Source organism: Streptomyces sp. NPDC043876, assembly GCF_056435825.1.
Window position 1 is genome coordinate 278753 of the sequence record NZ_JBWKDV010000001.1, and the last position, 11718, is coordinate 290470.

The 11718-nt window shown below is 72.1% G+C and carries 11 protein-coding genes; 7 read left to right on the forward strand and 4 right to left on the reverse strand.

Annotated features, from left to right (window positions below; translation table 11 throughout):
* The first annotated feature begins 72 nt into the window (after positions 1-72).
* The 3 genes from xseA to AC0693_RS01430 all read left to right on the forward strand — a co-directional run bounded on the left by xseA (position 73) and on the right by AC0693_RS01430 (position 2322).
* Positions 73-1305 carry an exodeoxyribonuclease VII large subunit gene (gene xseA / locus AC0693_RS01420; RefSeq protein ID WP_478800708.1) on the forward strand — a complete coding sequence of 411 codons (1233 nt, stop codon included), beginning with the start codon at positions 73-75 and terminating at the stop codon, positions 1303-1305.
* Between the two features lie 56 nt (positions 1306-1361).
* A complete protein-coding gene (locus AC0693_RS01425) occupies positions 1362-1604 on the forward strand; it encodes an exodeoxyribonuclease VII small subunit (protein ID WP_469317702.1) in 243 nt (80 codons plus the stop codon).
* A gap of 127 nt (positions 1605-1731) precedes the next feature.
* Positions 1732-2322 carry a malonic semialdehyde reductase gene (locus tag AC0693_RS01430; RefSeq protein ID WP_356408961.1) on the forward strand — a complete coding sequence of 197 codons (591 nt, stop codon included), beginning with the start codon at positions 1732-1734 and terminating at the stop codon, positions 2320-2322.
* A gap of 138 nt (positions 2323-2460) precedes the next feature.
* Here AC0693_RS01430 and AC0693_RS01435 read toward each other — a convergent pair whose 3' ends face one another.
* Positions 2461-2979, reverse strand: a complete 519-nt coding sequence (locus AC0693_RS01435) for a DUF4245 domain-containing protein (RefSeq protein ID WP_356408988.1) — start codon at positions 2977-2979, stop codon at positions 2461-2463.
* A gap of 225 nt (positions 2980-3204) precedes the next feature.
* On the opposite strand from AC0693_RS01435, the gene glpX reads away from it, so the two are divergent.
* Positions 3205-4236, forward strand: coding sequence for a class II fructose-bisphosphatase (glpX, locus tag AC0693_RS01440; RefSeq protein ID WP_354379662.1), 1032 nt, complete (start codon positions 3205-3207; stop codon positions 4234-4236).
* Positions 4237-4436: 200 nt separating this feature from the next.
* Here glpX and AC0693_RS01445 read toward each other — a convergent pair whose 3' ends face one another.
* Both AC0693_RS01445 and AC0693_RS01450 read right to left on the reverse strand, forming a co-directional pair.
* On the reverse strand, positions 4437-4823 hold the full coding sequence (locus AC0693_RS01445) for a WhiB family transcriptional regulator (protein WP_356404392.1): 387 nt from the start codon (positions 4821-4823) through the stop codon (positions 4437-4439).
* Positions 4824-5023: 200 nt separating this feature from the next.
* Entirely contained in the window at positions 5024-5731 is a 708-nt protein-coding gene (locus tag AC0693_RS01450) for a DUF1707 SHOCT-like domain-containing protein (RefSeq protein ID WP_356404390.1), read from the reverse strand.
* Between the two features lie 150 nt (positions 5732-5881).
* Between AC0693_RS01450 and AC0693_RS01455 the strand changes: the two genes are divergently transcribed.
* Positions 5882-7549 (forward strand): fumarate hydratase, encoded by a 1668-nt coding sequence (locus tag AC0693_RS01455; RefSeq protein ID WP_356404388.1) that lies wholly within the window; start codon positions 5882-5884, stop codon positions 7547-7549.
* A 105-nt stretch (positions 7550-7654) separates the two neighbouring features.
* Here AC0693_RS01455 and AC0693_RS01460 read toward each other — a convergent pair whose 3' ends face one another.
* Complete coding sequence (locus tag AC0693_RS01460) at positions 7655-9178, reverse strand: ricin-type beta-trefoil lectin domain protein (protein ID WP_478800709.1); 1524 nt, start codon at positions 9176-9178, stop codon at positions 7655-7657.
* A gap of 108 nt (positions 9179-9286) precedes the next feature.
* Between AC0693_RS01460 and AC0693_RS01465 the strand changes: the two genes are divergently transcribed.
* Entirely contained in the window at positions 9287-10699 is a 1413-nt protein-coding gene (locus tag AC0693_RS01465) for a class II fumarate hydratase (RefSeq protein ID WP_356404380.1), read from the forward strand.
* Between the two features lie 101 nt (positions 10700-10800).
* Complete coding sequence (gene fomD / locus AC0693_RS01470; protein WP_478800710.1) at positions 10801-11553, forward strand: cytidylyl-2-hydroxypropylphosphonate hydrolase; 753 nt, start codon at positions 10801-10803, stop codon at positions 11551-11553.
* Positions 11554-11718: the final 165 nt, after the last annotated feature.

Sequence of the window (11718 nt, forward strand, 5' to 3'; positions counted from 1 at the left end):
CGACCTGACGGACCCGGCGCACGACCCGCCGGAGCCGTCGGCTCTGTCGGTCCCGGCGGCTAGCCTGCGTGCATGGGTCTGAATTCATCGCCGGAGACGCCACTGCCCGTCGGTCGGGTGTCCCGCCTGATCGGGGGCTGGATCGACCGCCTCGGCCAGGTGTGGGTGGAGGGCCAGATCACCCAGCTCTCGCGGCGGCCGGGGGCCGGGGTGGTGTTCCTGACGCTGCGCGACCCGTCGCACGACATCTCGCTGAGCGTGACCTGCTTCCGGCAGGTGTTCGACGAGGTGGCGGACGTCGTGTCCGAGGGCGCGCGGGTCGTGGTCCTGGCCAAGCCCGAGTGGTACGCGCCGCGCGGGCAGCTGTCGCTGCGGGCCACGGAGATACGGCCCGTGGGCATCGGCGAGCTGCTGGCGCGGCTGGAGAAGCTCAAGCGGTCGCTGGCCTCCGAGGGCCTGCTCGCGCTGGACCGCAAGAAGCCGCTGCCGTTCCTGCCGCAGCTGATCGGGCTGGTGGTGGGGCGGGCCTCGGCGGCCGAGCGGGACGTTCTGGAGAACGCGCGCCGCCGCTGGCCGGCCGTCCGCTTCGAGGTGCGCAACGTCGCGGTGCAGGGCGTCCACGCGGTGCCGCAGGTGATCGAGGCGGTCAAGGAGCTGGACGCGCTGCCCGGGGTCGACGTGATCATCGTGGCGCGCGGCGGCGGCAGCGTGGAGGACCTGCTGCCCTTCTCCGACGAGGAGGTCGTCCGGACGGTGGCCGCGGCCCGCACTCCGGTGGTCTCGGCGATCGGGCACGAGCCGGACTCGCCGCTGCTGGACCTGGTGGCCGACGTACGGGCGTCGACGCCGACCGACGCCGCGAAGAAGGTGGTCCCGGACGTCGGCGAGGAGCTGGAGCGGGTACGTCAGCTGCAGGGCCGCGGGCTGCGCGCGGTGCGGGGGCTGCTCGACCGGGAGGAGCGGGGGCTCGCGCACGCGCTGGGCCGGCCGGTGTTCGTCCACCCGCAGCGGATGGTGGAGACCCGGGAGGACGAGCTGGACGCGCTGCTCGCGCGGTCCCGGCGGACCCTGGGCCACCTGCTGGACCGCGCCGAGTCGGAGCTCTCGCACACCCGCGCCCGGGTGGTTGCGCTGTCCCCGGCGGCGACGCTGGAGCGGGGGTACGCGGTGCTCCAGCGGGCGGACGGGCACGTGGTGCGCTCGCCGGAGGGGCTGGGGGCGGAGGAAGTGCTGCGCGCGCGGGTCGCGGAGGGCGAGTTCACCGTCCGCGTCGCGGGCGCCGGGGGCGGCGCGGACGCCGGATAGGCGACACGCTCCCGCAATGTTTTCGTTGTGTCACGCAGATAAGATCGGAGCGGGGAATGGCTGAGGCCGGTACGGCGCTGGGGTACGAGCAGGCGCGCGACGAACTGATCGAGGTCGTGCGCAAGCTGGAGGCGGGCGGCACCTCCCTGGAGGAGTCCCTGGCCCTCTGGGAGCGGGGCGAGGACCTGGCGAAGGTCTGCCGGAACTGGCTGGAGGGCGCCCGCGCCCGGCTGGACTCGGCGCTGGCGGAGCGCGCGGGGGACGGCGCGGCGGGCGGGTCCGGCGGGGACGACGCCTAGCACGGCGGCGACGACGGGGCTGTGAGGCCGGTCACCGCGACACCCGAGTAGTTGAAATTTAAATCTCTTGGGCGTACCGTCGGTGTCATCGCTTCACCCCCGTATTCGTATGGAAGAAGGCTTTCCGATGTCTCTCGTTCTTGACGCCGCCGCCCAGGACCTCCTGTTCCGCGAGGCCCGTACCGCCAACTCGTTCTCCGACGAGCCGGTGACCGAGGAGCAGGTCCAGGCGATCTACGACCTCGTCAAGTTCGGCCCGACGGCCTTCAACCAGACGCCCCTGCGCATCACGCTGGTCCGCTCCCCCGAGGCCCGCCAGCGCCTGGTGAAGCACATGGCCGAGGGCAACCAGCCCAAGACCCTGGCCGCCCCGCTGGTCGCGATCCTCTCCGCGGACAACGAGTTCCACGAGGAGCTGCCGGCCCTGCTCCCCGGCTTCCCGCAGGCCGCGGACCTCTTCTTCACCGAGCGCCCGGTGCGCGAGCAGTCCGCGCTGGTGAACTCGGCCCTCCAGGCCGCGTACTTCATCGTCGGCATCCGCGCCGCCGGTCTGGCCGCCGGTCCGATGACGGGCCTGGACTTCGCCGGTGTCCAGAAGGAGTTCCTGGACGCCGACCACACCCCGCTGATGGTCATCAACATCGGCAAGCCGGGCGAGAACGCCTGGTACCCGCGCTCCCCGCGCCTGGAGTTCGACCAGGTCGTCACGACCGTCTGAGCCCCGCGCCGCGCCCCCGCGCCGCAGAATGCGAGAAGGCCGCCCACCCCGGTTTCCCCGGGGCGGGCGGCCTTACGCGCGTCGTGGGCCCGGCCGCGGGCGGCGCACCGTGGGCTCGGCCGCCCAGGCGGCCGCGACTCAGCCGCCCTGCTTGAACTCCAGCGCCGCGGCCAGCTCGCCCAGCTCCTCGAAGGAGCCGGTGCCGGTCACCACGGTCACGTACCCCTGCTCCCGGCGCACCAGGGCGTCGTACTTCGGGCCGTCCCAGCGCTCGTAGGTCAGCTCGCCGACCCGCTGCGTCGCCCCGGTGGCCCCGGCCTTCTGGGTGACCTTCTCCACGTACTTCTGCGAGGTGTCGCTCGACTGCTCCACCGCCGCGTACTGGCCGCGCGGGTCGAGGAGGCCCAGGTGCCAGGCGTTCGCGGCGCGGCGGTCGTAGGTCACCGAGGTCGCGCGCCACTCCTTGCCCAGCCCGACGGGCGAGCCCACGGGGTACGGCGCCGCGCGGCGGGCCGTGAGGGTCTCGATCCGGTAGTCCACGACCACGGTCGGGTCGGCCTTGTCGTCGTGCGGGACGGCCAGGTAGATGCCCCCCACGACCACGCCGATGACCGCCAGCGACCGGACCATGTCCCAGATCGTCTGCTTGCCTTTCATGCCTGCCACGCCACCATCGTCCCGCATCGCGGTACGCGATCATCACCAGGGTCGCCCCGGGAGGCCGGGCGGCCCGGGGCACGGCGGGCGCGAACCGTCCGCTCAGGCCAATCCGCTGACCGATATACCGCTCATACGTGCCCCGCCCTGCTCAATTTATCGACGTACCGATAGAGTTCCAGCACCCTCACTTCCGGCCGTCGCCGTACAGAAAGGTGCGCTCCGATGACCGAGCACAACCTGCCGCCCCAGCTCGAAGTCTCTCCGGAGGCACCCGACCGCAACCTCGCCCTGGAGCTCGTCCGGGTCACCGAGGCCGCCGCCATGGCCGCGGGCCGGTGGGTCGGGCGCGGTGACAAGCTCGGCGCCGACGGCGCCGCGGTCAACGCCATGCGCACCCTGATCTCCACCGTTTCGATGAACGGCGTCGTCGTCATCGGCGAGGGGGAGAAGGACGAGGCCCCCATGCTCTTCAACGGCGAGCGGGTCGGCGACGGCACCGGCGCCGAGGTCGACATCGCCGTCGACCCGATCGACGGCACCACCCTGAACGCCAAGGGCATGCCGAACGCGATCGCCGTCCTGGCGGCCGCCGACCGCGGGACCATGTTCGACCCGTCCGCGGTGTTCTACATGGAGAAGCTGGTCACCGGCCCCGAGGCCGCCGACTTCGTCGACATCAACGCACCCGTTTCGGTGAACATCCGGCGCGTCGCCAAGGCCAAGAACATGGCCGTCGAGGACGTCACCGTGGTCATCCTGGACCGCCCCCGCCACGAGGGCATCGTCAAGGAGATCCGCGAGACCGGCGCCCGCATCAAGTTCATCTCGGACGGCGACGTCGCGGGCTCGGTCATGGCGGTGCGCGAGGGCACCGGCGTGGACCTGCTCCTGGGCATCGGCGGCACCCCCGAGGGCATCATCTCGGCCTGCGCGATCAAGTGCCTCGGCGGCACCATCCAGGGCAAGCTGTGGCCGAAGGACGAGGCCGAGCGCCAGAAGGCCATCGACGCGGGCCACGACCTGGACCGCGTCCTGCACACCAACGACCTGGTCTCCGGCGACAACGTCTTCTTCGTCGCGACCGGCATCACGGACGGCGAGCTGCTGCGCGGCGTCCACTACCGCTCGGAGACGGCGACCACCTCGTCGCTGGTCATGCGCTCGAAGTCGGGCACGATCCGGCAGATCGACTCCACCCACCGCCTGTCCAAGCTGCGGGCGTACAGCGCGATCGACTTCGACCGCGCGCAGTAGGCCTGCGACCGGCAGGACAAGGAGGGGCGGCCCCCGCGTGCGGCGGGGACCGCCCCTCCTTCGCGTCCACGGCCCCCGCGCGGCACATCCAGCCCCGCCGGCGTTTGAGGCGCGGGGGTCCGGGGGCGGAGCCCCCGGCAACGGCGCCGCACCGGCGACCCCGCGGCAGCGACCGGCTCGGCCCGCGGCCGGCGACCCGCTCAGCCCGCGGCAGCGACCGGCTCGGACCCCGGCCCCTGCCGAAGCTCGGCGGCCCGCCGCCGCCGCCGAGCCAGCACCACGCGCCGCTCGGCGGCGGTGAGCCCGCCCCACACCCCGTACGGCTCCGGCTGGAGCAGCGCGTGCTCCCGGCAGGCCACCATCACGGGGCAGCGGGCGCAGACCCGCTTGGCCGCCTCCTCGCGCGCGAGCCGCGCCGCGGTCGGTTCCTTCGAGGGGGCGAAGAAGAGCCCCGCCTCATCCCTGCGGCACACCGCCTCCGCGTGCCATGGGCCGTCCTCTTCCCTCGCGGGCGTCCGTGGGCCCGGAATACCCCGGACGCTCTGCACGGTGGCTACCTGCAGGGACTGATGCGGCGGATGCTGCACGGTCTACTCCTGACGACGTATTCGCGAGCGAGAGACGATGCACCTGTCCCTACCCGCTGTACGCGCCCCTATGCACTGTGTGCCACCCGGCGGAAGTTCGACCGGAATCCGCCGTATGCGGAAGCCAAACGGAACCATTTCGGCCGCGCCCGCGACCGCCGGCGCCCCCGGCACCACCGGACGCGCCCGGCCATCCGCCGTCAGCCCAGCCGCTTGCGGAACCGGTCCGCGAGGTCGACGAGCCGGGCCCCCCGCTTGCGGCGCGCCTCGATGTTGCCGAGGACGGTGAAGCCGCGGACGATCACGACGGGCGCCTGCGGGTCGGTGGCGGACTCCCCCTCGCCGCGGACCTCGAAGTTCCCGAGCACGCCGCTGCCGTAGCCCCGCAGGGTCACGTTCTCCGGGACGCGGACCTCGACGTTGCCGAGGACGCAGGTCACGTTGATCTCGGTGACCTGCTGCTCGAAGACGGCCTCGCTGAGGTCGAGGGTGATGTCGCCGAAGACCGAGACGGCCCGGGTGCGGGCCGCCGGGCGCCAGCGGCCCTTGCGGGCCGAGCTGCTGAAGACCGCCACCACGTTCTCGGCGTACGCGCCAGCGGGCGGGCCGGAAACCGGCCAGGCCGGACCGGCTGCGGGCGCGGGCGGGGCGTGAGCGGCTCCCGGGGCCGCCGGGAGGTCGCGCACCAGCACCTCCAGTTCGGCCACCGTCTTGACGGCGTAGAGGGAGTCGAGGCGCTCCGCGTGCTCCTCGGCGGTCAGCCGGCCCTCGGCGAGGGCGTCGCCGATGATCCCCGCGATGCGGTCGCGGTCGGCGTCGGAGGCGCGCAGCGCGACGGACGCGGAGTCGGCCGCGGGCGCGGGCGCGGCGACGGGCACGGGCGCGGCGGGGTGCTTTTCGAGGTCCACGTCCGCCAGCATAGCGAGACACGATAGATCGCGATACTGGCGAGTGAGCCTTACCTCACAGAGGAAGCCGGGGAAAGAGGTCCTAGGCTGGTGGGCGCGCTGCCAATCGGGCGTCAGCGCGCTGTCTGCCGAGTGAGGAATGGCCACACGATGCCGGAGTTCGCGTACACCGACCTGCTGCCCCTGGGCGAGGACACCACCCCCTACCGGCTGGTGACCGCGGAGGGCGTCTCCACCTTCGAGGCCGACGGCCGTACGTTCCTCAAGGTCGAGCCCGAGGCGCTGCGCCTGCTCGCCGAAGAGGCCATCCACGACATCCAGCATTTCCTGCGCCCCGCGCACCTCGCGCAGCTGCGCCGGATCATCGACGACCCCGAGGCGTCGGCGAACGACAAGTTCGTCGCCCTCGACCTGCTGAAGAACGCGAACATCGCGGCGGCGGGCGTGCTGCCGATGTGCCAGGACACCGGCACCGCGATCGTGATGGGCAAGCGCGGCCAGAACGTGCTGACCTCGGGCGGCGACGAGGCGGCGCTCTCGCGCGGCATCTACGACGCCTACACCCGGCTGAACCTGCGGTACTCGCAGATGGCCCCGCTGACCATGTGGGAGGAGAAGAACACCGGCTCGAACCTGCCCGCGCAGATCGAGCTGTACGCCACCGACGGCGGCGCGTACAAGTTCCTCTTCATGGCCAAGGGCGGCGGCTCGGCCAACAAGTCCTTCCTCTACCAGGAGACCAAGGCGGTCCTCAACGAGGCCTCCATGATGAAGTTCCTGGAGGAGAAGATCCGCTCGCTCGGTACGGCGGCCTGCCCGCCCTACCACCTGGCGATCGTGGTCGGCGGCACCTCGGCGGAGCACGCGCTCAAAACCGCGAAGTACGCCTCGGCGCACTACTTGGACGAACTGCCCACCGAGGGCTCGGCGCTGGGCCACGGCTTCCGCGACGAGGCCCTGGAGCAGCAGGTCTTCGAGCTGACGCAGAAGATCGGCATCGGCGCCCAGTTCGGCGGCAAGTACTTCTGCCACGACGTACGCGTGGTGCGCCTGCCGCGCCACGGCGCCTCGCTGCCCGTCGCGATCGCCGTGTCCTGCTCGGCCGACCGCCAGGCCACCGCGAAGATCACCGCGGAGGGCGTCTTCCTGGAGCAGCTGGAGCGCGACCCGGCCCGGTTCCTCCCCGAGACCACCGACGAGCACCTGAACGAGTCCGCGGACGTCGTCTCCATCGACCTGAACCAGCCGATGGACGACATCCTCGCCACCCTCACCCGGCACCCGGTCAAGACCCGCCTGTCCCTGACCGGCCCGCTGGTCGTGGCGCGCGACATCGCGCACGCCAAGATCAAGGAGCTGCTGGACTCGGGCGCGCCGATGCCGCAGTACCTGAAGGACCACCCGGTGTACTACGCGGGCCCGGCGAAGACCCCCGAGGGCTACGCGTCCGGCTCCTTCGGCCCGACCACGGCCGGCCGGATGGACTCCTACGTCGAGCAGTTCCAGGCGGCCGGCGGCTCGAAGGTCATGCTGGCCAAGGGCAACCGCTCGCAGCAGGTGACCGACGCGTGCGCCGCGCACGGCGGCTTCTACCTCGGCTCGATCGGCGGCCCGGCGGCCCGCCTCGCGCAGGACTGCATCAAGAAGGTCGAGGTCCTGGAGTACGAGGAGTTGGGCATGGAGGCGGTCTGGCGGATCGAGGTCGAGGACTTCCCCGCCTTCATCGTGGTCGACGACAAGGGCAACGACTTCTTCCAGAACCCGGCCCCGGAGCCCACCTTCACCCACATCCCGGTCCGCGGCCCGGGCCTGGCGTAGCCCTTACCGCCCCGGCGGTACGGAAACACCCGGCCGGGGTGCGCCGGCCGGGTGGGGGTGCGGGGGTGCTGGCGGGCCTACGGGGGTGTCGGCCCGCCGGGGTGGTTACGCGAAGCGCTGGTTCGCCGAGCCGTTGCAGGGCTGGAGGCGGACCGGGTCGTGGGCGGCGGCCACGGTGAGGCACATGCCGGGGGCCGCCTGCGGGTGGAGGGTGGCTCCGTCACGGACGAACTGCTGGTTCGCGCCGCCGTGGCAGTTCCAGAGGACGAGGGCGGTGCCCGCGCCGTAGTTGCCGCCGGGGGCGTCCAGGCAGCGGTCCTGGGTCAGCTCGACGTGGAGCGACTTGCGGGGGGCGTCGTACCACCAGCCCTGGTTGCGGCCGCCGTGGCAGTCCCAGCCGAGGAGCGCGGTGCCGTTGGCGCTGGAGCCGGCGTTGGTGTCGACGCAGGTGCCGGTCCCGGCGTTCTTCAGCGGCTTGTAGAGGTCGTCCCAGGCCCCGGCCTGCAGGACGGGGGTGCCGGTGCTCGCCGGGTCGGCGCAGGAGGCTTCGCGCAGGCCCGAGCCGTAGAGCTGGGTCAGGCAGGACGCGAAGGCGGCGTGGCCGCGGGCGTTGGGGTGGAAGGACTGGCGGGCGGTGTTCTCGTCCCACGGGAAGTGGTCGCCGAGGTCCAGGTAGAGGCCGCGGGCCCAGGCGTCCTCCATGCAGACCTCGTGGCCGTTGAAGAGCCGCGAGTTGTCCAGGTAGGTGGCGCCGGAGGCGAGGGCGGCGGCGCGCATGCCCTTCTCGAAGGCGGGTACCGCGTGGTTGCGGCCCCACGAGGCGTCCGAGTCGTAACCCGCGCAGCCGCCGGGGAGCTTGCCGGGGAAGTTCGGGTTGTCGTTGAAGTCGGGGCCGATCGGGCTCGGGTAGCCCATCACGACGAGCTTGTAGTCGGTGTCGGCGTAACCGGCGCCGCGCATGACGGTCTTGAGGTCGGCGACGGTCGCTTCGACCTTGGGCCGCAGGCCGTCCACCCGGGCCTGCCAGCCGGGACCGTACTTGGGCTCGCAGGTGCCCTGGCTGAGCACCCAGCGGGTGACGCAGTCGGTCATGACGGGGCCGAACTGGAGGTCGTCGTTGGCCCCGGCGACCAGCAGGACCATCTTGATCCGGGTGTTGCGGGCCTTGATGGCGAGGTTGTCGCTCTGGACCAGCTCGTCGGCGTACTGCTTGCTGCCGCCGATCCGGATGTTGCCGGTGTAGCCGCCGGAGCAGGCCACGTTGAAGGTGAGGTCGGCGGGGATGCCGGTGCGGTGGATGGCCGAGTCGGGCGAGCGGTGGCACTGGTTGGAGGAGGTGTTGGTCGCGGGGTCGTACGCGCCCACCCCCTCGCCGGAGATCTCGCTGTCGCCGAGCGAGATGAGACCGGTCTTGCGGTCGGCCACCGGGCGGATCGCCGGGTCCCCGTAGATCCTGGTGGCCTCCGCGGCGCGGATCGCCTCCAGTTCGGGCGGGAGGGCCGTCGCCGCGGCCGGGGCGGCGGTGGCCGCCTGGGCCATGGGGGTGATGGCGGTGACGCCGCCGAGGGCGGCCGCGATCGCGGCGGCCGCGGCGAAGGTAGATCTGAGCCTGGGTGTGGTGCGGGCCATGGATGTCTCCCCGGTGTCAGGTGTTACCCCCGGTATTTACTGGCCGGTAGGGGAGTTGGGAACACTTCGAACACGACAATTGCTCAACTTTTTGAGGAGGCCACGAACATGACCGAGAACCAGCAGGGCCGCGAGGACGCCGGATTCCGCGTGGAGCACGATTCGATGGGCGAGGTGAGGGTTCCCGCCGACGCCAAGTGGCGCGCCCAGACGCAGCGCGCCGTGGAGAACTTCCCCGTCTCGGGGCAGCGCCTGGAGCGCGCGCACATCGCCGCCCTCGCCCGGGTCAAGTCCGCGGCCGCGAAGGTCAACGCGGAGCTGGGCGTCCTGGACGCGGACATCGCCGGGGCCATCCGGTCGGCCGCCGCCGAGGTGGCCGAGGGCCGCTGGGACGCGCACTTCCCGGTGGACGTCTTCCAGACCGGGTCCGGGACCTCGTCCAACATGAACGCCAACGAGGTGATCGCGACGCTGGCCACCGAGCGGCTCGGCCGCGACGTGCACCCCAACGACCACGTCAACGCCTCGCAGAGTTCCAACGACGTCTTCCCGTCCTCGATCCACATCGCCGCCACCGCCGCCGTCACCGGCGAGCTGATCCCCTCCCTGGAGCACCTCGCGGCCGCCCTGGAGCGCAAGGCCGAGGCCTTCGCCGAGGTGGTCAAGGCGGGCCGCACCCACCTGATGGACGCCACCCCGGTGACGCTGGGACAGGAGTTCGGCGGCTACGCGGCCCAGGTGCGCTACGGCGTCGAGCGGCTCCGGGCGGCGCTGCCCCGGCTCGCCGAACTGCCGCTGGGCGGCACCGCGGTCGGCACCGGGATCAACACCCCGCCCGGGTTCTCCGCCGCGGTGATCGCCGAGGTGGCCGCCGCGACCGGGCTGCCGCTCACCGAGGCGCGCAACCACTTCGAGGCCCAGGGGGCGCGGGACGCGCTGGTGGAGACCTCCGGCATGCTCCGTACGATCGCCGTCTCGCTCACGAAGATCGCCAACGATCTGCGCTGGATGGCCTCGGGACCGCGCACCGGATTGGCCGAAATCAATCTCCCGGATCTCCAGCCGGGCTCTTCGATCATGCCCGGAAAGGTCAATCCGGTCGTCGCGGAGGCCGTCCTCATGGTGGCCGCCCAGGTGACCGGAAACGACACCACGGTCGCGGTGGCGGGCGCGGCGGGCAATTTCGAGCTGAACGTGATGCTGCCGGTGATGGCCCGCAACCTCCTGGAGTCGGTGCGGCTGCTGGGCAACGTGAGCCGGCTGCTGGCCGACCGCACGGTCGACGGAATCACTGCCAACGCGGCCCGGGCCAGGGAGTACGCGGAGTCCTCGCCCTCCGTGGTGACCCCGCTGAACCGCTACATCGGCTACGAGGAGGCGGCCAAGGTCGCCAAGAAGGCGCTCGCGGAGCGCAGGACGATCCGCGAGGTCGTCCTGGAGTCCGGCTATGTGGAACGCGGCTCGCTCACCCTCGAACAGCTCGACGAGGCCCTCGACGTGCTGCGCATGACCCGCCCCTGAGTTCCCCGGACGAGGGCCGGATTTCGGTCGAATGCCGTCCCCCAACCCCTCCGTGACCTGCAACGCAGCGGGCCCGGGGGGCTCCGCCCTAAGATCTGCGCATGACAGGTACCGGAGGCCGCGGGGGCGGCGCGTACGACGGCGCATACGACGGCCCGTACGACGGCACGGACGGCGCCGGGGCGTACGGCGGCCGGGGCCCGCGCTGGGCGCCCGGGGAGCACATCCTGTGGCGCTACCGGGACAACGCCCCCGGCCTGAAGGGGCCGGTCCACATCTGCCGCCCGGTGACCGTCGTGCGGGACACGCCCGAGGTGCTGGCCGTGTGGATGGCCCCGGACACCGAACTCGTCCGGCCGGTGCTGACCGACGGGACGCCGGTCCACGAGGAGCCGCTGGCCACCCGCTACACCGCCCCGCGCACCACCGTGCGCTCGCGGTGGTTCGGCACGGGCGTGCTCAAGCTGGCCCGGCCAGGCGATCCGTGGTCGGTGTGGCTGTTCTGGGACCACGGCTGGCGTTTCAAGAGCTGGTACGTGAACCTTGAGGAGCCCAGGACCCGGTGGTCCGGCGGCATCGACTCCGTGGACCACTTCCTCGACATCTCGGTGTACCCCGACCGCACCTGGACGTGGCGGGACGAGGACGAGTTCGCGCAGGCGGTGCGGTGCGGGCTGATGGACGACGCGACGGCGGACCGGGTGCGGGAGGCCGGGCGCGCGGCGGTGGCACTGATCGAGGAGTGGGGGGCACCGTTCTCGGACGGCTGGGAGAACTGGCGCCCCGACCCGGGCTGGAAGGTTCCGGTACTGCCCGGGGACTGGGACCGCACTCCGGCCCATATGACCTCATGAGACCCTTGGTGCGCCCACGGGTTCCAAACGTAGGATCGTCCTCCGCAAGCGTGCAGACAGGGCCTCCTGCGAGGGTGTACACCCGTAATTGACGTGCTGTGCGCGGGACTTGACCGGAGGTCAACGCGAGGCGAGAGGGAACGAGAGGCGCGGGGCCCCCGGACG

What these genes read in the sequence shown, in the direction of transcription:
- xseA (WP_478800708.1), top strand. Translation starts at nt 73, where the DNA reads ATGGGTCTGAATTCATCGCCGGAGACGCCACTGCCCGTCGGTCGGGTG.
- AC0693_RS01425 (WP_469317702.1), top strand. Translation starts at nt 1,362, where the DNA reads ATGGCTGAGGCCGGTACGGCGCTGGGGTACGAGCAGGCGCGCGACGAA.
- AC0693_RS01430 (WP_356408961.1), top strand. Translation starts at nt 1,732, where the DNA reads ATGTCTCTCGTTCTTGACGCCGCCGCCCAGGACCTCCTGTTCCGCGAG.
- AC0693_RS01435 (WP_356408988.1), bottom strand. Translation starts at nt 2,979, where the DNA reads ATGAAAGGCAAGCAGACGATCTGGGACATGGTCCGGTCGCTGGCGGTC.
- glpX (WP_354379662.1), top strand. Translation starts at nt 3,205, where the DNA reads ATGACCGAGCACAACCTGCCGCCCCAGCTCGAAGTCTCTCCGGAGGCA.
- AC0693_RS01455 (WP_356404388.1), top strand. Translation starts at nt 5,882, where the DNA reads ATGCCGGAGTTCGCGTACACCGACCTGCTGCCCCTGGGCGAGGACACC.
- AC0693_RS01460 (WP_478800709.1), bottom strand. Translation starts at nt 9,178, where the DNA reads ATGGCCCGCACCACACCCAGGCTCAGATCTACCTTCGCCGCGGCCGCC.
- AC0693_RS01465 (WP_356404380.1), top strand. Translation starts at nt 9,287, where the DNA reads ATGACCGAGAACCAGCAGGGCCGCGAGGACGCCGGATTCCGCGTGGAG.
- fomD (WP_478800710.1), top strand. Translation starts at nt 10,801, where the DNA reads ATGACAGGTACCGGAGGCCGCGGGGGCGGCGCGTACGACGGCGCATAC.